This is a genomic window from Acetitomaculum ruminis DSM 5522 (assembly GCF_900112085.1).
Classification (GTDB): Bacteria; Bacillota; Clostridia; order Lachnospirales; family Lachnospiraceae; genus Acetitomaculum; species Acetitomaculum ruminis.
The window spans coordinates 13,620-36,306 of record NZ_FOJY01000007.1; the positions used below are offsets into that span (position 1 = coordinate 13,620).

The window sequence follows — 22,687 nt, forward strand, 5'->3', positions numbered from 1 at the left end:
TAGTGAATTTAACTAAAATTATTGATAAATACACAAAATTTCTAATTAAAAATTTATATTTCACGCTCTATAAAAATTTGTTTAGACAAATATTCTAAATAATTAATGATTATTATTGCCTTTATTAACATATATGCATGAAAAAAACAAATAACAAATTAATATTGAAAAAAATCGCAACTCATCCGTGAAAAACGAAATTCAAAAATTCTAATTACAATAATGAAATATTTATAGATAATGTATTGACGCTGACAACCTCTTATGAAAATATAGATATTTTTAATGAAACTGCCAGCTTAATAAATCGTGGATAATTAAAGAAAAATCTAATAAAAGATGTAAAAGAAGCGCACAAAAAGAAAAGGCACCAAAAGCCTTGAAAAATATTATTTTGAAATAAAACTGAATCAAAATTCATTTTTGCTCTCCTTTTGTTTACTCCGATTATTTAGAATTCATTCTAAATAAAATCAGAAAGTCTGTCAATGGTGAATTTCACTAATTGATTTTTAAAAATCACTATAGTATCATGAATTTTAATGATTATTAATAAATATAAAAGGATGGTCGTCAAGATGGAAAGATTGGAAAATGGGATTATAAAGGGACCTAATATTGTGATAGGAGAAGGAATACCCAAAATATGTGTCCCGATTACAGCAAAAAAGGAAAAGGATATTATAAACGATGCTGGTCTCATTGCTAAATCCAGAGCAGATTTAATTGAGTGGAGAGTAGATTGCTTTGACGGATGCTCTGAAAAATCAAGAATATTATATGTATTGGCAGGAATAAAAGAATATCTTCCTGACAAACCTTTGATATTTACCTTCAGAACTCAGGCAGAGGGTGGATATAGACAGTTTTCCAGCAATGATTATTGTAAGTTAGTAGAATTGGCAGCTGACTCAATAGAAACTGACATTGTTGATATTGAGCTAAATACAAAAAAGATGATGGCAGAACCTTTAATAAAAATGGCACATGAAAAAGGAAAAATTGTTATTGCATCTAATCATGACTTTCAACAGACTCCAGGTGATGAAATAATTGCAAAGCGTTTGGAAAAAATGGATGAAATAGGAGCAGATATATTAAAAGTGGCCTACATGCCACAAACTAATCTAGATGTTTTAAGATTAATGAATATTACTGCTAAAATTAAAGAAAAAATAAATGATAAGATTCTTGTTTCTATGTCTATGGGAGGATGTGGAGTTATTAGTAGATTAAGCGGTGAGATAACAGGATCAGCTATTACATTTGCAAGTGTCACAGGAACAAGTGCACCTGGGCAGACTTCTATTGAAGAAGCAATTTCAGTTATGAAGCTGGTACATGATAAAATTATTTAATTTAAATAGATTGATAGCTTTACAAATAAGATTTATCTACATGAGTAAGGCTATTAATTTTTTTATTAGGAGGCAATCAGGAAGGTTCATATTTAAAAAATTCATTTTTGGTCTTGCTTTTAAATTTTATCTATGATAATATAAGCAGGCATTTTGAAATACAATTCTTAAAAACTTTTATCATATAAAGTTTTATATTTAATTTTATCCCACGATTTTAAAATTGAATAAGAGAATAATCAAGATGTATATTTTAATCTTTAAAGCGTTCGCTTAAATATTCCGGAATATAATCAGATTTAAAAGATTATCAATTTTACTTTTATGTAAATCTATTATGCCAGATGGCATGTCAAAACTATTTTTCAAGGAGAACAAATGAAATATAATGAATTTTTAGTATGTATTAAAAGAAAGTTAGAGGAGATGTTGGGAAAAGACTATGAGGTTATAATTGCGAAGATAAGAAAAAACAACGGAAAAGTGTTTGAAGGTGTAACAATAAATAAAAAAGGTCTTAATATATCACCGACGATTTATTTGAATACTTATTTTGATGAGTATTCTATGGGAAAAAGAATTGATGTTATTGCAAGAGAAATATATGAAATATATGAAAGAAATTCAATTTCCCATAATATGAATATGGCTTATTTTTCAGAATATGAAAATGTTAAGGAAAAAATAGTATATAAACTTGTTAATTTTGAAAAAAATATAGATTTTTTGAAAGATGTTCCCTATATCAAGTTTTTAGACATGGCAATAATATTTTGCTATTACATTAACAATATTCCTGAGTTTGATAGAGCTTCCATAACAATAAAAAATGATCATTTGAAGCTATGGGATAAAACTACAACCAATCTTTTTGAAGATGCAAAAATCAATACTCCAAGATTATTAGATGTTAAAATTAACAACTTGGAAAGTATTTTGGGGCATAATTTTGCAAGTAAAGATGAGGGTAGTTTTGACTCAGTATTACATGCCAGTGCCAATGATGATTGTCAAATGTATCTGTTAAGTAACAGTACATATGTAAATGGTGCCATTACTATTTTATATCCTAATGTTTTGTCAAAAATATCAGACATTCTTGGAAAGGATTTTTATATAATACCAAGCAGTATTCACGAAGGTGCGACCCGTTTCGCCATATAAATAAACAAAAGGTGAGGGTTACTAAAATTTTTTGCAGTAACAATAACTTATTTTTCGAGAGGTGGAATGATTGGGTAACGCCAAAAACGCCTCCTTTGATACTTCGAATAGCGTCTTTTTTTGCACAAAAAGGGGTTATAAGCTCGATAAAGGCGGCTGAGAGTCACCCTAACGTATAATGGCGAGGAAATGCGAACCAGAGGTGGTCGAGTGAATGATAGGCCGGAAGTCTAAAAAATACCTATGGCGAGAATGCTTCTTTTACAAAGGATAGCTGACGAACTCTTGAAGGAAAGGGTCTAAAGAATGGAAATGTAGAAATGCATTCATGATATTTTCATGGTAAGTGTGGATTAGTAAGATATTCGTTATGAAAATCCATACAGTGTTACAGGCACTGTCAGGCTTACAGGCTTAAAAAGAGCGCCTAAGGGTATATGTAAAGATAGAAAAATAGGAACGGGGAAAGCTGGCGACGGGGAGGAAGTGCAATTCCAATGATTCGGTCTATGGTAACATAAGTTTATGTCAGTGAGAGTAGGGGCAAAATACCTTTGAAGTGGTGATAATAAGCCATGGAGGGACAGCCCCAAGTCAGGTTGTTTCATTAAAACTTATCATTTAAGATAGTATTACAATAAGTAAATAGGAAAAGCCTGATGGAGCGCCGTATGAGGTGAAAGTCTCAAGTACGGTGTGGAGCGGGGGAAAAGATGGAAAGGGAAAATACTCAAATCTTACCTATCGCTATTGATTTTGGTTCCGACACATAAATGTGTGGATTTAAAAGAATTGGTTAAGCTTGTAAAATATGTAAATGAAACATCAGTACCTGAAGAACAGGTGCTGTCGGATAAAGTATATTATTATTCAAGAAAAGATGATATGATAACTTTTTAGAATAGAAACATTAAGCATTATAAGGAAGATGTTTATTATTGAATGTAAGCATAATAAAATAGTTTTACTAAAGGTGTAAGCATCTTCCTGTGCTTTACAAAAGAAAAAGTGTATGATAATATTCTAAAGGTATTTTTGCATCTGTAGCTCAGTGGATAGAGCAGCGGTTTCCGGTACCGCGTGTCGGGGGTTCGATTCCCTTCAGATGTATTACAATCATATAAAAAAATCCACCTGAAGGAAATGATATAGATATTTTAAATACATCAAGAAAACTTATGAGCATGATTTTCTTACATATATTTAAAATACTATTTCAGTTGTTATTCACAGTCACTATTAACAGCAGATGAAAACTTCTCTAATATCTCCGCATTTTCAGATGAAATATCATCAAATACAGCACCATACATGTAATTATCTTTATCAATAACCTGACTTCTGATTATTTTAACTACCGTATAAATAGTTGAACTTACACAGTCTAATTCGATTTCGGCATTAAAATAAAAGTTGTCAGGCAAAACGCATTCTGAAACAAACCCAATACCGTTTTTTGATACATTAATTACTTCTATGTTAGAATCAAGATCTTTTATACTGGAGTTATCTTGATTAAAAAGATCAGAAATAGTAAGGTTAATTTTTACAGGTAGCCTTCTGCTTTTTCTTTTTTCTTTCATTTTACCCTCTCTTTCAAAAAGTAATTTAACAACAGAATAGATGATTACTACACATAACTACTAATAATTATTATACATGATGTAAAAAAATCGTCAACTTTATGAGGGTATATTTTTTTCTTTAAAAAAAATAAACAAATTGCATGATAGTTATTGGGTTAAATTTAAATGAAAAAGACAATTGTCATAAAAATTCAAAAAATACCTGTAAATCGTGCAAAAGATTGCGTTTTAGGTATTGATGTATTATAATTATCAGCGTCAAAAAACTCAAATTCTGAAAGGGTAAGGTGATTAATAATGGAAAAGCTCGACTTGTTGTACGAGGGGAAAGCAAAAAAGGTTTATAAAACAGACAATGAAGATGTGCTGATAGTTGATTATAAGGATGATGCTACAGCTTTTAACGGTGTTAAAAAAGGCACCATAGCAGGTAAAGGTTCTATTAATAACCGAATGACCAATCACATCTTTAAAATTCTTGAAAAAGAAGGAATTCCTACACACTATGTAGAAGAATTAAGCGATAGGGAAACAGCTGTTAAAAAAGTAGAAATTGTACCCCTTGAGGTTATTGTAAGAAATGTGGCAGCAGGAAGTTTTTCAAAGAGACTTGGTATAGAAGAGGGAAAAGAACTCTTATGCCCAACATTAGAATTTAGTTATAAAAATGATGAGTTGGGAGATCCGCTTATTAATTCTTATTTTGCAAAAGCAATTGGAGCTGCAACTCAGGAAGAAATCGATAAAATTACAGAATATACTTTTAAAATTAATGATATACTTAAAAAATTCTTTGCTGAAGTCGGAATCGATCTTATTGACTTCAAAATCGAATATGGTCGTTATAAAGGAGATGTTATCCTTGCTGACGAAATCTCACCAGATACCTGTAGACTCTGGGATTCCAAAACCCATGAAAAACTTGATAAGGATAGATTCAGAAGAGATCTTGGTAATGTAGAAGGTGCATACGAAGAAGTTCTTAAGAGAATTGGATTATAATTTCAATAGAAAGGCCTAAAGAATGAATACAAACTCAAATATTGGCATTAATACTACTGAAAGGGAAAGTGGACTTGGTGAAGAATGTGGGGTTTTCGGTGCATATGATTTTGATGGAGCCGACATTGCTTCCACAGTCTATTATGGACTGTTTGCTTTGCAACACAGAGGCCAGGAAAGCTGTGGTATAGCTGTTAGTGGAACTAGCAGACCAATAGAGAATACAAAGTTAAAAAAAGGGATGGGCCTCGTAAATGAAGTATTTACGGAAGAATCCCTAAATGATTTAAAAGGTGATATTGGAGTAGGTCATGTCAGATATTCCACAGCAGGTAGCAGTACCTATGAAAATGCACAACCACTTGTATTAAATTATATTAAGGGAATATTGGGACTGGCTCATAATGGAAATCTTGTCAATGCTTTGTCATTAAGAAAAGAATTATCAATGACAGGTGCTATTTTTCAAACTACCATTGATTCCGAAGTAATTGCATATTTGATTGCAAGAGAAAGAATTAACAGTGCTACTGTTACCGAGGCAGTAAAAAAAGCTGTACAACGATTGGAAGGTGCATTTTCTCTTATTGTAATGAGTCCAAGAAAATTGATTGGTGTAAGAGATCCTCACGGATTTCGTCCACTGGTTATTGGAAAAAGAGAAAATACTTATATTCTTGCATCTGAAACTTGTGCTTTAGATGCAGTTAACGCAGAGTTTGTCAGAGATGTTTTACCAGGGGAAATAGTTACTATCAGTCCTGAAAATGGTATTGAATCAGATAAGTCTCTTTGCCTTCCGGAAGATAAGGTAGCAAGGTGTATTTTTGAATATATATATTTTGCAAGAACAGACAGTTATATAGATGGAATAAATGTATACGAATCGAGAATCAAAGCAGGAAAATTTTTGGCTATGGATTCGCCAGTTGAGGCAGATCTTGTAGTTGGCGTTCCAGAATCTGGAAACGCAGCTGCTTTAGGATTTTCTTTGGAATCAGGTATTCCATACGGAAATGCATTTGTCAAAAATGGCTATGTAGGAAGAACCTTCATAAAGCCTAAACAATCAAACAGAGAATCCAGTGTACAGGTTAAATTAAACGTATTAAAAGAGGCTGTACGGGGTAAAAGGGTTGTTATGATTGATGATTCAATCGTAAGAGGAACAACCAGTGACAGAATAGTAAACATGATCAAAGAAGCAGGAGCGAAGGAAGTTCATATGAGAGTTAGTTCTCCGCCTTTTTTATGGCCATGCTATTTTGGTACAGATGTTCCGGGAAGAGAAGAATTAATAGCTTATAATCGTTCAATAGAAGATATTCGAAATATTATTGGTGCTGATTCCCTGGCATATCTTAAAATTGACAGACTTCCTCAATTATGTGACGGCTTGTCAATATGTAATGCCTGCTTTAGCGGAAAATATCCAATAGCACCACCAAAAGAAGATATACGCGGTGAGCGTACAGAAGATTAAAATCGGAGGTTTAATATGTCAAACGACAGATACCAGAGTCCTTTATCAGAAAGATACGCAAGTAAAGAAATGCAATACATTTTTTCTCCGGATAAAAAGTTTCGTACCTGGAGAAGGTTGTGGATTGCCCTTGCAGAAACCGAAAAAGAACTGGGACTTGATATTACAGATGAACAGATTGAAGAGTTAAAGGCTCACAAAGATGATATAAATTATGAAGTTGCAAAAGAGCGCGAAGCCCTGGTAAGACATGATGTTATGTCACATGTTTATGCATACGGAGTTCAATGTCCAAAGGCAAAGGGAATTATTCATCTTGGTGCCACCTCCTGTTATGTTGGAGATAATACTGACATTATTCTTATGTCAGAAGCTTTGAAACTTGTTAGGAAAAAACTTATAAATGTTATAGCGAAAATGGCAGATTTTGCTGATAAATATAAAAATCTTCCAACTTTGGCTTTTACACATTTTCAGCCTGCACAGCCGACTACCGTTGGAAAAAGGGCTACCCTGTGGTTACAGGAGTTTTCCATGGATCTTGAAGATTTAGATTATGTTCTTTCTACATTAAAGCTTTTAGGTTCAAAGGGAACTACAGGAACACAGGCAAGTTTTTTGGAACTTTTTGATGGAAATCAGGAACTAATTGATAAAATTGATCCTATGATTGCTAAAAAAATGGGATTTGAAAGCTGTTATCCTGTATCAGGTCAAACCTATTCCAGAAAAGTTGATACAAGAGTTTTAAATGTTTTAGCAGGTATTGCTGCAAGTGCCACAAAGTTTTCAAATGACATAAGACTTTTACAGCACTTAAAAGAAGTAGAAGAACCTTTTGAAAAAAATCAGATAGGTTCATCAGCTATGGCTTATAAGAGAAATCCAATGAGAAGTGAAAGAATTGCTTCCTTATCCAGATATGTAATTTTGGATGCCTTAAATCCTGCCATTACATCTGCTACACAGTGGTTTGAAAGAACTCTTGATGATTCAGCTAATAAAAGACTTAGTGTTCCGGAAGGCTTTTTGGCAATTGATGGAATTCTTGATTTGTGCTTAAATGTTACAGATGGTCTTGTTGTATATGATAAGGTTATAACCAAACATTTAATGGCTGAACTTCCATTTATGGCTACAGAAAATATCATGATGGATGCTGTAAAAAAAGGAGGAGACCGTCAGGAATTACATGAAAAAATCAGACAGCTTTCAATGAAAGCCGGAGAAAATGTTAAAAAGAATGGTCTGGATAATAATCTTTTAGAGCTTATCAGCGAAGATTCCTCCTTTAATTTAACAAGGGAAGAACTTGAAGCTTCAATGAATCCTTCAAAGTATGTGGGAAGAGCAGCAGTACAGGTTGATAATTTTCTTGAAAATGTTATTAATAAGATTATCAATGAAAACAAGGACCTTCTTGGTGAAAAAGCAGAGATTCATGTTTAAAAAAATAATATTTTTTATAAAGGGCAGCGATAGCTGCTCTTTTTAATAGAAAATACAATTTTAACGGGAAATATCAAAGGCTTTAAATCACCATTTTTGATTGTCAGATTTAACCAATAAACCCACAATATGTACTTTTAGCATTATAATATGAAAATGATGATTCTATGGAAATTTGTAAAATGGAAAATATATTGAAATATTATTAAAAAAATACAAAAAAAGACTTGCATTAATAAAAAAATGGTGCTATACTAATCATGTCGTAAGGAGAACGACAGAAAACTTAATATTAAATAGGTACAAGGTGATGTTGCGAAAGCGACACTTAATAGGGAATTTGGTGAGATTCCAAGACAGCCCCCGCTACTGTATTTCAGATGAAAGTTTCTTATATGCCACTGGCTTTGCCGGGAAGGTGGGAACGAGTAAAGTGAAGTTAAGTCAGAAGACCTGCCTTGTATTGATTTACATTAGGATTTATTCCTTATTCATGTTTGAATAAGCTTTCGGTGGGAAAGAAAATGTGATATATCGCATATCTTTACATTCCGAACCTTTCAATGGTTCGTTTTTTTGTGGAGATTTTGTTCTGACGACTGTGTAGTCAAATGTGAATGATGAATTAGGTATTTAGATATTTTACTTTATATAGACTAAGTACAGGATTTCATTAGAAATTCACCTCCTTTTATTTCCTTTTATTTACGCATTAGACACAGTAGCGCAGCTGTGTCTTTTGTGGTTTTATAAGGTTTTTTCGTCCCGGGAAGGGGCTTTTTTATTTTTCCCTAATATGGATAAGTCCCTGCTCAATAATTGTTAAAACATGTGAATCCAATAAAGAATAGTAGACAGTTTTTCCATCCCGTCTGGATTTGATAAGGCGGTTTTTCTTTAAAAGACTGAGTTGATGAGAAATGGCACTATGAGTCATAGATAGTTCATTAGCAATATCAAGTACACATTTTTCCTTTTCATATAACGAATTCATAATTGCTAGGCGTGTGGTATTGCTGAATATTTTAAAAAGTTCTGATAGTTCATTTAATTCATTATTATCTACATTTTTCAATATGATTACCTCTTATAATATATGCTTAAATATGTTTTGCTGTTAAAACATATTTCGTTTTTTTTTCTGATTTAATAAGTAAATATATTCAATCTCACTGAAAAAAAGTTAAACATTTAAAAAACATTTTACCTCTTACCACTTTTAATAGTCAAGAAGGTTGAAAATTAGCAGGAAAGGATTTATAAAGGTCACCTTGATATGCATAAATTTTCTTTGCATTTTAGTTGTGTAAAGTGCTAAATAAATGTAAAATAGGATGAAAAGTGACGCTTATTTATGTGTTGTTATAGAAAGGAAGTAATGGGGAAAATGATATCAGATAAAATGAAAAGATATACCCAGGGAAATTCAGCTATTAGAGCCATGTTTGAAGAGGGTAAACAAATGGCTAAAAAGTTTGGAAAGGAAAATGTTTATGATTTTAGTCTGGGAAATCCAAATGTGCCGGCACCTAAAGAAGTTAATGAAGCTATTTTGGATATTGTAAAAAATGAAAATTCTTTAGAATTACATGGCTATATGAGTAATGCAGGATATGAAAGTGTAAGAAGTGAGATTGCAGATTTTATAAATAAAAAACACGGTACAAATTTTAATGAATCAAATATAATAATGACTGTAGGAGCAGCCGGTGGTCTAAATGTTTTATTTAAAACTCTTTTAAATCCAGGGGAAGAAGTTATAACTTTTGCTCCTTTCTTTAGTGAATACAGAATGTATACAGAAAACTATGACGCAAATTTAGTGGTTATTTCTCCAAATACCGTAGATTTTCAGCCTAATATTAAGGAATTTGAAGAAAAAATTACCGTAAAAACTAAAGTTGTAATTATTAATTCTCCTAATAATCCCACAGGTGTTGTTTATAGTGAAGAAACCTTAATATCTATTGGAAAAATACTGGAGAAAAAAAGCAAGGAATTTGGAACAGATATTTATATTGTTTCTGATGAGCCATATAGAGAATTGGTTTATGGTGATATAGAGGTTCCTTATGTTACAAAGTATTATAAAAATGCTTTAGTAGGTTATTCTTTTAGTAAATCACTTTCATTACCAGGGGAAAGAATCGGATATATTGTTATTCCTGATGAGGCTGATGACAGTGAACTTATTAAAAATGGCGCTATTATTGCTACAAGGATATTGGGCTTTGTAAACTCTCCTTCACTGATTCAAAAGGTAGTTTCCAAATGCTTGAATTGTAAGGCTGATATTGAGTTTTATGATAAAAACAGAAGGATTTTATATGAAGCACTTACAAGCTATGGATTTGAATGTACAAAACCTGACGGTGCATTTTATCTTTTTCTTAAAACTCCTAATAATGATGATGCAGAATTTGTCAAAACTGCAAAAAAATACAATATTTTGTTGGTGGGAGCAGCTTCCTTTGGATGTCCAGGTTATGTAAGGATTGCATATTGTGTATCCAGACAAACGGTTGAAAATTCATTACCTAAATTTAAAGAATTGGCCAAAGAGTATTCACTTTGTTAGTAGTAAATAGTAAAATGGGAATATCTGCTATGATTTACAAAGATACGCAGGCAATAAAGAGGATTGAGAAAACCTTTTTACGAAACATTTTATAATAAATTCCGGGACTTACCATAAGGCCCGGTCATTAGTAGTAATAGAAAGAATGGAAAAATGAAAGAATTTGAAAAAAATATAAGAAAAGTCGTTCCTTATGTTCCGGGTGAGCAGCCAAAGATAAGAAATATTATTAAATTAAACACCAATGAAAATCCATATCCCCCAAGCAATCTGGTTAAAAAAGCCATTGAAAATTTTGATTCTGATACTTTAAAATACTATCCGGATCCGACTATGGAAAAAATTGTAGCAAAACTTGCTGATTATCATAAAGTATCAAAGGATATGGTTTTTGTAGGGGTAGGTTCAGATGATGTACTTGCAATGGCATTTATGACATTTTTTAATTCCCAAAAGCCATTACTGTTTCCTGATATTACTTATTCCTTTTATGATGTATGGGCAGAGCTTTTTAAGATTTACTATAAAAGAATTCCTTTAGATGAGGAATTTAAGATAAAAAAAGAAGATTATTATATAGAAAACGGAGGAATTATTTTTCCAAATCCTAATGCTCCAACAGGAGTTTTTGAAAGCCTTGATACGATAAGGAATATTTTGGATAATAATAAAGATGTGGTTGTTATTATTGATGAGGCATATGTGGATTTTGCAAAAGAAAGTGCTCTTTCACTTATTGATGAGTATGACAATCTTTTAGTTGTGCGTACTTTTTCAAAATCCAGAAGTCTGGCAGGTTTAAGACTTGGATATGCAATCGGTAATCCTCTTTTAATAAAATATTTAAATGATGTGAAATATTCTTTTAATTCATATACATTAAATGCACTTTCCATGGAAATGGCTGCAGCTTCAATTGATGATGAAGAATATTTCAAAGAGACAATTAAAAAAGTTATTAATACAAGGGAAAATGCTAAAAAAACCTTATCAGAGTTAGGATTTGAGTTTGCGGATTCTCAATCTAATTTCATTTTCGCAAAGCATAAATCTTTTAGTGCTTCAATTATATTTGAAAAACTTAAGAAAAACAACATTTTTGTAAGATATTTCAATAAAGAAAGAATAGATAACTATCTTAGAATATCCATAGGTACTGATGAAGAAATGGATAAATTTTTTGAATGTCTTAAAAAGATAATAAATGAATTAGATTAGGAGAGAATAAATTGAGTGAATTAGTAAACAATTTTACAATGACTTTGTCAAATTATGTTTCAAAGGAAATGGTTATTTTTATTATTTCCATGATTCCGATTTTAGAATTAAGGGGAGGTCTTATTGCAGCCTCTCTTTTAAAAGTTTCTATAATAAAAGCCATTCCTATCTGTATAATTGGAAATATTATACCTATTCCTTTTATTTTATTATTTATCAAAAAAATATTTGAGTGGATGAGAAAGGTCAGGTTGTTTGAGCCCATAGTAAGAGCATTGGAAAATAAAGCCATGGGTAAAAGTGAAAAAATACAAAACTATGAATTTTTGGGATTAATGCTGTTTGTGGGGATTCCATTGCCTGGAACAGGAGCATGGACAGGCTCATTAATTGCAGCTCTTTTGGATATAGATTTTAAAAAATCAATAATAGCCGAATTATGTGGTATTGCCATGGCAACTATTATAATGTCAATATTATCTTATGGTTTATTAGGAGCAATTATTAATTAATAAAAATGGAGGAAATAATGCAGTCGTATTCAGCACTTTCTAAATTATATGATGTTTTCATGGATAATGTGCCTTATAATGAATGGGCAGAATTTTTGAAGGAAGAATTGTATAAAGAGGATATTAGAGAGGGATTACTTCTTGATCTTGGATGTGGTACCGGGAAAATGACCAATATTTTTTCGGATATGGGATATGATATGACCGGTATTGACAATTCTACTTATATGTTAGAAGAGGCCATTAGTACAAGGGGTGAAAGAGATATATTATATCTTTGCCAGAATATGCAGGAATTTGAACTTTATGGTACTGTTAAAGCAGTATTTAGTGTTTGTGATTGCATAAATTATATTCTTTCAAAAGATGAACTTGTAAATTGTTTTAAATTAGTAAACAATTATCTTGATCCAAAAGGTTTATTTATTTTTGATTTCAACACGAAATATAAATATAAAGAATTGATAGGAGAACAGACTATTGCTGAAAACAGAGATGAAGGAAGCTTTATCTGGGATAACTATTATTATGAGGATTCAGACATAAATGAATATGAGCTTACTATTTTCTTGAAAAGAGAAGATGGCTTATATGAAAAGTTTGAAGAACTTCATCAGCAAAAAGGATATGATTTTGATGAAATGAAAGCTTTGGTTGAAGAAGCCGGGCTTTTATTTGTTAAGGCCTATGATGGCTACAAAAATGAAGATGTAAATGACAAATCTGAAAGAATTGTAATGATTTGTAGAGAAAATGGAAAAATTGGAGGATAAAATGTCAGATTATATTGTTAGAGCCACTGCAGCAGATGATTCAATAAGAGCATTTGCCATGACAGGAAGAGAAACTGTAGAATTTGCCAGAAAGGCCCATGAAACCAGTCCTGTAGTAACAGCTGCTTTAGGAAGATTATTGTGCGCCGGAGCCATGATGGGAAGCATGATGAAAGGCGAAAAAGATGTTCTTACATTAATGGTAAGAGGCACAGGACCAATAAAGGGAATGACAGTTACTGCAAAATCAAATGGTTTTGTTAAAGGATATCCCCAGGAGCCTGTAGTGCTTTTACCTGCTAGAGAAAGTGATGGAAAACTGGATGTTGGAGCTGCCGTAGGTGGTGGATATTTAACAGTAATAAAGGATTTAGGTTTAAAAGAACCATATTCCGGTCAGGTTCCCCTTAGAACCGGCGAAATTGCAGAGGATCTTACCTATTATTTTGCTGAATCAGAACAGGTTGCTTCATCAGTAGGTTTAGGGGTTTTAATGGAAAAGAACAATACTGTTAAACAGGCCGGGGGATTTATAATACAGCTCATGCCTGATGTAACAGATGAGGTTATTGATGCTTTGGAAAAGAAAATATCAACAATTAGCTCAGTTACCACAATGCTTGATAACGGATATACTCCTGAAAAAATACTAGAGGAAATCCTTGGGGATTTTGATTTACATATTTATGAGGAACGCATTGAAACCGGCTTTAAATGCGACTGTTCAAGACGAAAGGTGGAAAAGGTGCTCCATGGAATTGACAAGCATGAATTACAAAATATGATTGATGATGACATACCTGTAGGGGTGGAATGTCATTTTTGTAATACAAAATATCTGTTTAGTAAAGATGAACTAAGGAGGATATTAGTTGAATGAAAAACGGATTTTTAAAAGTTGCAGCAGCATCACTTTCTTTAAAAGTTGCAGATACCGAATATAACAGCGAAGAAATTATAAAAAATGCAATAGCAGCCGGAAAGATGGGTGCTAAAATTATTGTTTTTCCTGAGCTTTGCATTAGTGGATATACCTGTAATGATTTGTTTTTACAGGAACTTTTGTTAAAAAAATCAATGGATTCATTATTTGATATTGCAAAAAAGACCACTTCAATAGATGCACTTATTTTTCTGGGGCTTCCTTTTAATTATAAGGGAAAGCTTTATAATGTGGCTGCTGCCATAAAAGACGGAAAAATACTGGGTCTTGTTCCAAAACGATTTTTCCCGAACTATTCTGAATATTATGAATTAAGACATTTTACCAAAGGGGATAAAAAGGTTACGATGGTAAAATTAAGTGAAGATGTGGAAGTCCCTTTTGGAAGCAATATTATGTTTGAATGCCGGTCTATGCCGGAATTAAGGGTTGCTGCTGAGATTTGTGAAGATGTCTGGGTAGCTGATTCACCTGGTATTAGCCATGCATTAAATGGTGCAAATGTTATAGTAAATACCTCTGCCAGTGATGAAACTGTTGGAAAAGATACATATAGAAGACAGCTGATTTCAAGCCAGAGTGCAAGACTTATTTGTGCTTATATTTATGCTAATGCCGGTGAAGGAGAATCTACTCAGGATTTGGTATTTGGCGGTCAAAACATAATCTGTGAAAATGGAATAGTTTTATCTGAGGCAGAAAGATTTAAAAATAAAATAATATATGCTGATATAGATATTGAAAGACTTGTCCATGAAAGAAGAAGAATGAATTCTTTTGAGCTTCGGGATGATGATTATGTAAGGGTTGATTTTGATTTGAAAAATGAAGAGACAAAGCTGGAGCGTTTTGTTGATCCAAAACCCTTCGTTCCCGGTGATGTTAAAGAAAGAAGCAAAAGATGCGAAGAAATTCTTAATATTCAATCTATGGGATTAAAGAAAAGAATTGTGCATACAGGTTGTAAATGCCCTGTTGTAGGTATTTCAGGAGGTCTTGACTCTACTTTGGCTTTAATAGTTACTGTAAGGGCTATGGATATGGCAGGTCTTGACAGAAGTAATATTTTAAGCGTAACAATGCCTTGCTTTGGAACTACTAACCGTACCTATAACAATGCTGTTGCTCTTACAAAAAAGCTGGGAGCAACTTTGAAAGAGGTAAATATTAAAGATGCAGTAAATATACATTTCAGAGATATAGGCCATGATGACAGTATTCATGATGTTACCTATGAAAATGGTCAGGCCAGGGAGAGAACCCAGATTCTTATGGATCTTGCTAATAAAAACAATGGAATGGTAATTGGCACGGGAGATATGTCTGAACTGGCTTTGGGCTGGGCAACCTATAATGGCGACCATATGTCTATGTACGGTGTTAATGTTTCAATTCCTAAAACTTTGGTTAGACATCTGGTTAGATATTATGCTGATACCTGTAATGATAAAGAGTTGGCAGATATTTTATATGATGTATTGGATACACCTGTAAGTCCTGAGTTATTGCCACCTAAAGAAGGAGAGATAGCCCAAAAAACAGAAGATTTGGTTGGGCCTTATGAGCTTCATGACTTCTTTTTGTATTATGTTTTGCGTTTCGGATTTTCTCCGAAAAAGATTTACAGACTTGCAAGGATTGCTTTTGAGGAAAAATATGATGCTTCGGTTATTTTTAAATGGTTAAAAACCTTTTATTCAAGATTTTTTGCCCAGCAGTTTAAGCGTTCCTGCTTACCTGACGGGCCAAAGGTTGGTTCTGTGGCAGTTTCTCCAAGGGGTGATTTAAGGATGCCAAGTGATGCAAGTAAAAACATCTGGATGAAAGAATTAGAAGAAATAAAATAATCTAAGGCGGTATTTAACATGGATAAATATTTAATGGCACTGGATCAGGGAACTACCAGTTCCAGATGTATTATTTTTGATAAAAGCGGAAACATTATCAGTGTAGCTCAAAAGGAGTTTCGACAGATATTTCCAAACCCAGGCTGGGTGGAACATGACCCTATGGAAATATATTCTTCTCAAAGGGCAGTTATGGCAGAAGCTATGAGCTTTGCCGACTTGAAAAGTTCGGATATAGATTCCATTGGTATAACAAACCAGAGAGAAACAACGATTCTTTGGGATAAAAACACCGGAAAACCGGTTTATAATGCAATAGTTTGGCAATGCAGAAGAACAGCAGGCATTATAGATTCTTTGAAAAATGATGCAAATAGTATTCAAGAAAAGACCGGACTTATTCCGGATGCATATTTTTCTGCTACAAAGATAAAATGGATACTTGATAATGTAGAGGGAGTAAGACAAAGAGCCCAAAAAGGGGAAATTCTCTTTGGAACCGTTGATACCTGGCTTGTGTGGAACCTTACAGGAAGAAAGGTTCATGTAACGGATTACACCAATGCATCAAGGACGATGCTTTATAATATACACACTTTAGAATGGGATAAGTATATTTTAAATCTTCTTGATATTCCGGAAAACATTCTTCCAAAGGTAATGCCTTCTTCTTATGAATACGGAAGCACAGACCCGGAAATAACAGGTGGAGCCATTAAAATAGCAGGAATGGCAGGCGACCAGCAGGCTGCTTTGTTTGGACAATGCTGTTTTAATGAAGGCGATGTTAAAAACACTTATGGTACAGGTTGCTTTTTGTTAATGAATACGGGAGAAAGGGCTGTATATTCAAAAGAAGGATTATTAACAACAATAGCAATAGGAATGGAAGACAGGATAGAATATGCCCTTGAAGGCAGTGTTTTTGTGGCCGGAGCCACCATTCAATGGCTAAGGGATGAATTAAAGCTTATTGAAACAGCAGCCTAGTCAGAAGAATACTGTAGGCAGGTAGAGGATACTGCTGGGGTATATCTGGTACCGGCATTTACCGGTTTGGGTGCACCATATTGGGATCAGTATGCAAGAGGAAGTATAATTGGTCTTACCAGAGGAAGTAAAAAGGCTCATATTATTAGGGCTGCGGTTGAATCCCTGGCTTATCAGGTTTTGGACTTAATAAAGGCAATGGAAAAAACCTCTTCCATAAAATTATCAGAACTAAAAGTAGACGGGGGAGCCAGTGCAAACGACTTTTTGATGCAGTTTCAGGCAGATATTTTAAATGCAGCAGTGAAAAGACCAAAATGCATTGAAACCACTGCTTTAGGAGCATCATATCTTGCAGGTCTGGCTACAGGTTATTACAAAAGTAAGGAAGATATAAAAAAGAACTGGATGCTACAAAGGGAATTTAAGCCAGAAATGGAAGAAAAAAATAGAGAAAAAATAGTTTCCGGTTGGCATAAGGCTGTAAAAAGAAGCCTTCACTGGGAAGAAGAAGTATAAAAAAAGGGCTGTCGCAAAAAGATGAATAAATCATCCTGGCGATAGCCCGTTTTTTTATGATTAATTTTGTTTTTTATGAAGATTTAAAATGTCATTAATTTCATTTTCATCCATTTTTGTATATTCAGCCAATTCCTTAACAGAAGGAGCGTGTCCATTTTCCTTTTCTAAAAGTCTTGCTGCTTCATTTAAAAGATTGCTTTTAACAAGAATGGAGTTTTCTGCTCCGTTTAATTCATTTTCGGCATCTATAGTCTTAACAATAGCCATTTTAATGGCTTCATCAATGTATTCAATATAATCTTTCGGGTCTTCAATATCAGCTATATTTTTAACTGCATATATGATACCAAGATTAGCTTCGGAAATAAGATCCTCCAAAAATACTCCCTGATTAATGTAATTAATAGCTATGGGATATACTCTTTTTGACATAACTTCAATGAATTTTGAAATTGCATCATTTTCATTGTTTTTTACCTGATAACATAAGGCTTGCATTTCACCATCATTTAAATCAGGAATCTCTTCTAGGTCTTTTAAGTACATATTTATATAGGCTTCATCTTGAGCACCGATAGTATTTTCTTTGGGAGATTGAATTTCTTCTTTGCCTGAAAAGGCATAACCCTTTATTGTAATGTGCTCTTTTGAAAGATATTGAAAAATATATTCAAAATTTTCTTCATTAAGTTCCATAGAAGAAAAAAATTGTCTTATTTCATCAGTAGTGAGAGTGTAGTCATTTGTGGCTGCTATATTTTTCAGGTCATTAAGCAATTCCATAAATTTACCCGGATCAAGCATTATTTTCCTCCTCTGTATTTTCTGTTTCTTTTTGTGATTGAACTTTTTCCTGTGTATTTTCAGCAAGGCGTAAAATCATAAGAGATAGAAGTATGTGTTCTCTCTCGTCAGGATCTTCCATATCTGTGTCCATTATTTCAGTAATTCGTTCGATTCTGTAAAAAAGTGTATTTCTGTGCAGATACATCATTTTTGCAGTTTGAGTAAGTCGCCTTTCATTTCTTAGATAATAATGCAAGGTTTCAAGAAATTTAGTACCGTGCTCATTATCATAATCCAGTAATTTTTTTACTGCCGGATGGCACAAATGCAAATCGAAAAAAGTAGGTGCATAGGTCACGCTGACATGATCCCATATATAATCTATGCAATGACTAATAGTGCCTGCTTCCTGTTTACCAAGGTTTAAGGCAAGCTCTGCCTGTTTGTAGTAAACGGAAACATCATCAAGGTTAGAAAACTGAAAACTTGCACCACAGATAAAGTCACTTTTCATTAGAAGAGCTGATAAATCCTCCTCCAACTTTGAAACATTACACAAGCTACAATTTACAATATAAAAAATATCCTGATCGTATTCAAAAGATATTCCTGAATTCATTATGGATGGAATTCTGTTAGCAAGAGCCCTTGTGGAAACAAGGTCATGAGAACGGTTTTTAATTTTATAAATGATAAAATTAGAATGCAGTTCCCAGCCGATAGGTTTAAGTAATTGAGTTTTTTTTGCATCGGCTACCTCTATACCCTTTAAAATACGGTTGAACATATTTACACCAGGGTTAAATTCCGGAATGTCCAGTTGCATAATCATCAATTTTGATATGGCAGATAAAAATATCTGAGTAAGCTGAATAGTATGCTCCTGAAGAAATGAATCCTTTTCCAAAATTACAAGAACACCTTTCTTTTCATTATTAAAAGAAATGGTGGATGTAAGAGTTTTACATTTAAATACTTCATTATAGTATATTACCGGTTTTTCGGAATTATCAAATATATCAATTAAATGAGGGATTTTTTTGATTTTACCGAGAGTATCCAAAGACATGATACCATTCTTTTTCAAGTAGTCCCATTCATCATTTACCTGTCCCTCATCATATTGTTCTGACATTGCTACGAGATTGGAATAAGAATCTATAACAAATACAGGATTTAAAAAAATACCCTGACTGAAATTTAAGAGTATTTGCGCAGTAATATCCTGTCTGTTATAGGATGTGATAATCTCTTCCCATTTGTTATAGTAATCAAAAGCCTGTAAAATGTCATTAAATATTTGTTCCTTGTCCGTATCTTTTATACGAATCCAATCCGGACCACATACACATATTACCTGATTGCCCATTGAACCAATGAAACCATCGGCACTTCCTACATATATTAAATACGGGTAATAGGACATCTGACTTTCGATTGAAAACAGCCTGGCACCTTCTATAAGCATATCACCATTGGTAACATTGGCAATAATGTCATATTTTGAGAGCCAGTTTTTTAAAATCCACATGCTGAGCTTCATATTTAACCTCCTATACTATGCATTTTACACGAAAAAGTTTCCTATTTCAATAAGAGATACCGTTCAATAATCCCAATAAAAAAACAATTTAAGTAAGGGACCATTGTTATTGGTGCAAAATGCCCGAGAGTTTAAAATAAATTTATTTTCATTTTGTAATCATATCCATTGTATTTGCCGATTATTAAATATATACTATAGAAGAGTCGAAAAGGTATTAAATTTAGTTAAAATTAACTAAAAGAATTTTAATTGGGTATGATTAAATTATTAAATTGGCAGGAGGGAAACAAATATGAGTAATTATCCATTTAGTGCGGAAGAATTATCTGATGTTGGTATGTATCCGGCAGTGCCAGGACCATATGGTATGCCGACATTTCCAGCTAGAAAATTCAAAACACCTATCACACCAAAGGAAAATTTCAAATTGATGTGTGAAAAGAAGAAACCTGTATGGATACCAAATATTCCTACAGACTTCAACTGTATTCAACCGGAGTGTATGCCGGATGCTTATGCCAGAAATCATGGGGGATTTGACTGGTTTGGCATTGATTGGGAGTTTGAACCTCTTACGGCAGCAGCTATGGTTAGACCAGGTACAAGAAGACTATCAGAAATTGATAATTGGGAAGAAGAGTTGTTACCAAAATGGCCGGACTTAAATGTCATTGACTGGCAAAAGAACTATGATGAAATATATAAACCGGTTATCCAGGAAGACAGAGCAACAATGTTCATTATAGTAAACGGTTTGTTTGAAAGAACTGCAGACCTTACAAGCTTTGAAGATACATTCTGTTATCTGTTAGAGGAGCCGGAAGCTCTTAATGCATTATACACGAAACTTACAGATTTTCATCTTGATCTTATGAAAATCGCTAAAGAGGTTTATGGTGCTGATGTTATTACCTTCCACGATGACATGGGTTCACAAAAGAGTTCATTCATGTCACCGGATACTTACAAAGAAATACTGCTTCCACATTATAAGAGAATGAATGATGCAGCTCATGACATGGGGCTTTATGTAAATTATCATTCATGCGGTTCTGTTTCAAATCAGATAGAAAACTTCTGTGATGCAGGATTTGATTTCTGGGAAGGACAGGATGCTTGTAATGACAAACAGGCAATTATGGATAAATATGGCGACAGAATGGGTCAGGTAAGTATATTTATGCCAGATCCTGCTGAAAGTGATGAAGATTTCGTAAAAGAAATTGAAGAAAAAGTATATAAACTTGGTAAAACAGGTCGTTATATCACTTGGTTTGCAAATATGAATCCAAACAGAAGTGTAAACGGTGAAGAATTAATTTATAAATTAAGCCGTGAATTATACAACGCATAAGAATGCAAAGTGAAACATGTTCACATAGCATACAGAAGCATTATTTGAGTTATTATTTTTGCAGAAGAGTCAGATCCGATGACTTATTTGGAGCTATATTAAAATAGACAATTATTAGATACTGAATAACTTTTGCAAAATATGATGAATTCAGATAGCAGTACAAAAAATTAATTTATATTAAGGAGAGGGATTATATATAAAAAGGTATTTGTGCTGTTGCTTCAGAATCTTTAATATTATCTATACAGTTTTATAGGAGGGAAATATTATGGAATATAAGAAAGTTAGTCCATTAGCAACACTTGCCATCTTTTCTATGGCACTAATGGGAATGGGTATCACAGTAGTAACACCGGCAATGCAGACGCTTATTGCTTATTGGGGACCAGGTGGAGCAAGTGGTGCGGAAATTCCACTCACATCAATTTACATGATTTCAACATTACCTACACTTGTAATGGTTCCGGCAACACTTTTGGCAGGTGCTATTGCAGGTAAACAGGTAAAATTCAGAACTTTAGCAATTTTAGGTAGTGCATTATTTGTTATCGGTGGATGTTTGCCGGCAGTTATAACAAATAGTTTTGCGATGGTAATTTTTGGCCGTGTTCTTTTCGGAATCGGTGCCGGCCTTATTTCTCCTTTAGGAAATGCTTTGATTCTTGGGTTATATGAGCCAAAAACAGCAGCTTCATATCTTGGATATGGAACACTTCTTATGAATGCAGGTGGTATTGCATTCCAGTATCTTGGAGGAGTTCTTTCCGGAATGTCATGGAGCATGACTTTCTGGGGACATGGCGTGGCTGTAATCGCATTAATTATGGCATTCTTTATTCCTGAACCACCAAAGGTTGAAGCACCAGCAGGAGCTCAGGAAGTAAAGAAAGAAAAGATGAGTCCATTAATCTGGATAACAGGAGCAGGATTCTTCTTATTCAATATTGGAAACTATCCACTTATGATGAATCTTTCATCTATATTTACCGCTAAAGGAATCGGTGATGGCGTAGCTGCTGCTACAGCACTTTCAATCTATACAGTTGCAGGTTGTGTTGCAGGTTTAATATTTGGTAAAGTTTTTGCAACTATCAACAGATTTGCAGTACCTGTAGGATTTTTACTTGCAGCAGTAGGACAGTTCTTTATATCAATGGGTACAAATGTAGCAATGATGAGTGTTGGAACAGCTTGTATTGGATTTGGTTTCTCATTTGTAATGCCTGCATTCTTTGCTTACATAGGTATGTGGACAGCTCCATCAACAGTAGCACTTGCTACATCAATTAACCTTGGACTTAATAGTGTATCAGGTTTTGTTTGCTCATACTATCTTTCAGGTATCGTTGCAAAATTCTCACCAGAAGCTATTGAAGGTGTAGATGGACTTCAATATCCAGGTTTCCTTTATACAGAAGTGTATTGGGCTATCGCAATTTCAATTGCCATGGCTGTTATCTTCTTAGTATTTAATCCACTTAAGTATGCTAAGAACGCTCCAGCAGCAGCTCCACAGGAAGGCCCAACTGAAGCTTAAAAAGAGTCATACTTGTTTTCCAAATAAGTCTATATA

At 33.5% G+C, this 22,687-nt stretch carries 18 protein-coding genes, 1 tRNA gene, 1 pseudogene and 1 riboswitch; of the genes and pseudogenes, 16 read left to right on the forward strand and 4 right to left on the reverse strand.

Annotation, left to right across the window (positions count from 1 at the left end):
- Positions 1 to 578 precede the first annotated feature (578 nt).
- The 4 genes from aroD to BM153_RS05770 all read left to right on the forward strand — a co-directional run bounded on the left by aroD (position 579) and on the right by BM153_RS05770 (position 3,632).
- A complete protein-coding gene (aroD, locus tag BM153_RS05760; protein ID WP_177205588.1) occupies positions 579 to 1,358 on the forward strand; it encodes a type I 3-dehydroquinate dehydratase in 780 nt (259 codons plus the stop codon).
- A 378-nt stretch (positions 1,359 to 1,736) separates the two neighbouring features.
- Positions 1,737 to 2,522: a DUF5688 family protein gene (locus tag BM153_RS05765; RefSeq protein ID WP_092871661.1), complete on the forward strand. Its 786-nt coding sequence runs from the start codon at positions 1,737 to 1,739 to the stop codon at positions 2,520 to 2,522.
- Between the two features lie 696 nt (positions 2,523 to 3,218).
- Positions 3,219 to 3,422 carry a DUF5688 family protein gene (locus BM153_RS14125; protein WP_278278327.1) on the forward strand — a complete coding sequence of 68 codons (204 nt, stop codon included), beginning with the start codon at positions 3,219 to 3,221 and terminating at the stop codon, positions 3,420 to 3,422.
- Positions 3,423 to 3,559: 137 nt separating this feature from the next.
- A tRNA-Arg gene (locus BM153_RS05770) sits at positions 3,560 to 3,632 on the forward strand.
- A gap of 113 nt (positions 3,633 to 3,745) precedes the next feature.
- Here the strand turns inward: BM153_RS05770 and BM153_RS05775 are convergent.
- On the reverse strand, positions 3,746 to 4,105 hold the full coding sequence (locus BM153_RS05775; RefSeq protein WP_143088273.1) for a PilZ domain-containing protein: 360 nt from the start codon (positions 4,103 to 4,105) through the stop codon (positions 3,746 to 3,748).
- 300 nt (positions 4,106 to 4,405) lie between these two features.
- Between BM153_RS05775 and purC the strand changes: the two genes are divergently transcribed.
- Genes purC through purB form a run of 3 tightly spaced genes read left to right on the forward strand, consistent with a single transcriptional unit; the run spans position 4,406 to position 8,042 of the window.
- Positions 4,406 to 5,110, forward strand: a complete 705-nt coding sequence (gene purC, locus BM153_RS05780) for a phosphoribosylaminoimidazolesuccinocarboxamide synthase (RefSeq protein ID WP_092871663.1) — start codon at positions 4,406 to 4,408, stop codon at positions 5,108 to 5,110.
- Positions 5,111 to 5,132: 22 nt separating this feature from the next.
- Positions 5,133 to 6,593 carry an amidophosphoribosyltransferase gene (purF, locus tag BM153_RS05785; protein WP_092871665.1) on the forward strand — a complete coding sequence of 487 codons (1,461 nt, stop codon included), beginning with the start codon at positions 5,133 to 5,135 and terminating at the stop codon, positions 6,591 to 6,593.
- Positions 6,594 to 6,608: 15 nt separating this feature from the next.
- Positions 6,609 to 8,042, forward strand: coding sequence for an adenylosuccinate lyase (gene purB, locus BM153_RS05790; protein ID WP_092871667.1), 1,434 nt, complete (start codon positions 6,609 to 6,611; stop codon positions 8,040 to 8,042).
- A 288-nt stretch (positions 8,043 to 8,330) separates the two neighbouring features.
- Positions 8,331 to 8,517, forward strand: a riboswitch (cobalamin riboswitch).
- A gap of 306 nt (positions 8,518 to 8,823) precedes the next feature.
- Here the strand turns inward: purB and BM153_RS05795 are convergent.
- Positions 8,824 to 9,117 carry an ArsR/SmtB family transcription factor gene (locus BM153_RS05795; RefSeq protein ID WP_242949085.1) on the reverse strand — a complete coding sequence of 98 codons (294 nt, stop codon included), beginning with the start codon at positions 9,115 to 9,117 and terminating at the stop codon, positions 8,824 to 8,826.
- A 312-nt stretch (positions 9,118 to 9,429) separates the two neighbouring features.
- Here BM153_RS05795 and BM153_RS05800 point away from each other — a divergent pair, with 312 nt between their 5' ends.
- From BM153_RS05800 to glpK, 7 genes and pseudogenes are all read left to right on the forward strand, one after another.
- Entirely contained in the window at positions 9,430 to 10,620 is a 1,191-nt protein-coding gene (locus BM153_RS05800; RefSeq protein WP_092871669.1) for a pyridoxal phosphate-dependent aminotransferase, read from the forward strand.
- A 153-nt stretch (positions 10,621 to 10,773) separates the two neighbouring features.
- Positions 10,774 to 11,838 (forward strand): histidinol-phosphate transaminase, encoded by a 1,065-nt coding sequence (hisC, locus tag BM153_RS05805; protein ID WP_092871671.1) that lies wholly within the window; start codon positions 10,774 to 10,776, stop codon positions 11,836 to 11,838.
- 11 nt (positions 11,839 to 11,849) lie between these two features.
- Positions 11,850 to 12,350 carry a COG2426 family protein gene (locus BM153_RS05810; protein WP_092871673.1) on the forward strand — a complete coding sequence of 167 codons (501 nt, stop codon included), beginning with the start codon at positions 11,850 to 11,852 and terminating at the stop codon, positions 12,348 to 12,350.
- A 17-nt stretch (positions 12,351 to 12,367) separates the two neighbouring features.
- The gene (locus BM153_RS05815) at positions 12,368 to 13,123 is read left to right on the forward strand and encodes a class I SAM-dependent DNA methyltransferase (protein ID WP_092871675.1); all 756 of its coding nucleotides are present in this window, start codon (positions 12,368 to 12,370) and stop codon (positions 13,121 to 13,123) included.
- A 1-nt stretch (position 13,124) separates the two neighbouring features.
- Positions 13,125 to 14,003: an Hsp33 family molecular chaperone HslO gene (hslO, locus tag BM153_RS05820; RefSeq protein ID WP_092871677.1), complete on the forward strand. Its 879-nt coding sequence runs from the start codon at positions 13,125 to 13,127 to the stop codon at positions 14,001 to 14,003.
- Positions 14,000 to 15,913, forward strand: coding sequence for an NAD(+) synthase (locus BM153_RS05825; RefSeq protein WP_092871679.1), 1,914 nt, complete (start codon positions 14,000 to 14,002; stop codon positions 15,911 to 15,913). The genes hslO and BM153_RS05825 overlap by 4 nt, the downstream gene beginning before the upstream one ends.
- 18 nt (positions 15,914 to 15,931) lie before the next feature.
- A pseudogene (gene glpK, locus BM153_RS05830) lies at positions 15,932 to 17,422 on the forward strand (glycerol kinase GlpK).
- Positions 17,423 to 17,482: 60 nt separating this feature from the next.
- Here the strand turns inward: glpK and BM153_RS05835 are convergent.
- Both BM153_RS05835 and BM153_RS05840 read right to left on the reverse strand, forming a co-directional pair.
- The gene (locus tag BM153_RS05835; protein WP_092871681.1) at positions 17,483 to 18,229 is read right to left on the reverse strand and encodes a sigma-70 domain-containing protein; all 747 of its coding nucleotides are present in this window, start codon (positions 18,227 to 18,229) and stop codon (positions 17,483 to 17,485) included.
- Complete coding sequence (locus BM153_RS05840; RefSeq protein ID WP_092871683.1) at positions 18,222 to 19,754, reverse strand: helix-turn-helix domain-containing protein; 1,533 nt, start codon at positions 19,752 to 19,754, stop codon at positions 18,222 to 18,224. Before BM153_RS05840 ends, BM153_RS05835 begins: the two co-directional genes overlap by 8 nt.
- A gap of 295 nt (positions 19,755 to 20,049) precedes the next feature.
- On the opposite strand from BM153_RS05840, the gene BM153_RS05845 reads away from it, so the two are divergent.
- Positions 20,050 to 21,111, forward strand: coding sequence for a uroporphyrinogen decarboxylase family protein (locus BM153_RS05845; RefSeq protein ID WP_092871685.1), 1,062 nt, complete (start codon positions 20,050 to 20,052; stop codon positions 21,109 to 21,111).
- A gap of 271 nt (positions 21,112 to 21,382) precedes the next feature.
- On the forward strand, positions 21,383 to 22,651 hold the full coding sequence (locus BM153_RS05850) for an MFS transporter (protein WP_092871687.1): 1,269 nt from the start codon (positions 21,383 to 21,385) through the stop codon (positions 22,649 to 22,651).
- Positions 22,652 to 22,687: the final 36 nt, after the last annotated feature.

What these genes read in the sequence shown, in the direction of transcription:
- aroD (WP_177205588.1), top strand. Translation starts at nt 579, where the DNA reads ATGGAAAGATTGGAAAATGGGATTATAAAGGGACCTAATATTGTGATA.
- BM153_RS05765 (WP_092871661.1), top strand. Translation starts at nt 1,737, where the DNA reads ATGAAATATAATGAATTTTTAGTATGTATTAAAAGAAAGTTAGAGGAG.
- BM153_RS05775 (WP_143088273.1), bottom strand. Translation starts at nt 4,105, where the DNA reads ATGAAAGAAAAAAGAAAAAGCAGAAGGCTACCTGTAAAAATTAACCTT.
- purC (WP_092871663.1), top strand. Translation starts at nt 4,406, where the DNA reads ATGGAAAAGCTCGACTTGTTGTACGAGGGGAAAGCAAAAAAGGTTTAT.
- purF (WP_092871665.1), top strand. Translation starts at nt 5,133, where the DNA reads ATGAATACAAACTCAAATATTGGCATTAATACTACTGAAAGGGAAAGT.
- purB (WP_092871667.1), top strand. Translation starts at nt 6,609, where the DNA reads ATGTCAAACGACAGATACCAGAGTCCTTTATCAGAAAGATACGCAAGT.
- BM153_RS05800 (WP_092871669.1), top strand. Translation starts at nt 9,430, where the DNA reads ATGATATCAGATAAAATGAAAAGATATACCCAGGGAAATTCAGCTATT.
- hisC (WP_092871671.1), top strand. Translation starts at nt 10,774, where the DNA reads ATGAAAGAATTTGAAAAAAATATAAGAAAAGTCGTTCCTTATGTTCCG.
- BM153_RS05815 (WP_092871675.1), top strand. Translation starts at nt 12,368, where the DNA reads ATGCAGTCGTATTCAGCACTTTCTAAATTATATGATGTTTTCATGGAT.
- hslO (WP_092871677.1), top strand. Translation starts at nt 13,125, where the DNA reads ATGTCAGATTATATTGTTAGAGCCACTGCAGCAGATGATTCAATAAGA.
- BM153_RS05825 (WP_092871679.1), top strand. Translation starts at nt 14,000, where the DNA reads ATGAAAAACGGATTTTTAAAAGTTGCAGCAGCATCACTTTCTTTAAAA.
- BM153_RS05835 (WP_092871681.1), bottom strand. Translation starts at nt 18,229, where the DNA reads ATGCTTGATCCGGGTAAATTTATGGAATTGCTTAATGACCTGAAAAAT.
- BM153_RS05840 (WP_092871683.1), bottom strand. Translation starts at nt 19,754, where the DNA reads ATGAAGCTCAGCATGTGGATTTTAAAAAACTGGCTCTCAAAATATGAC.
- BM153_RS05845 (WP_092871685.1), top strand. Translation starts at nt 20,050, where the DNA reads ATGAGTAATTATCCATTTAGTGCGGAAGAATTATCTGATGTTGGTATG.
- BM153_RS05850 (WP_092871687.1), top strand. Translation starts at nt 21,383, where the DNA reads ATGGAATATAAGAAAGTTAGTCCATTAGCAACACTTGCCATCTTTTCT.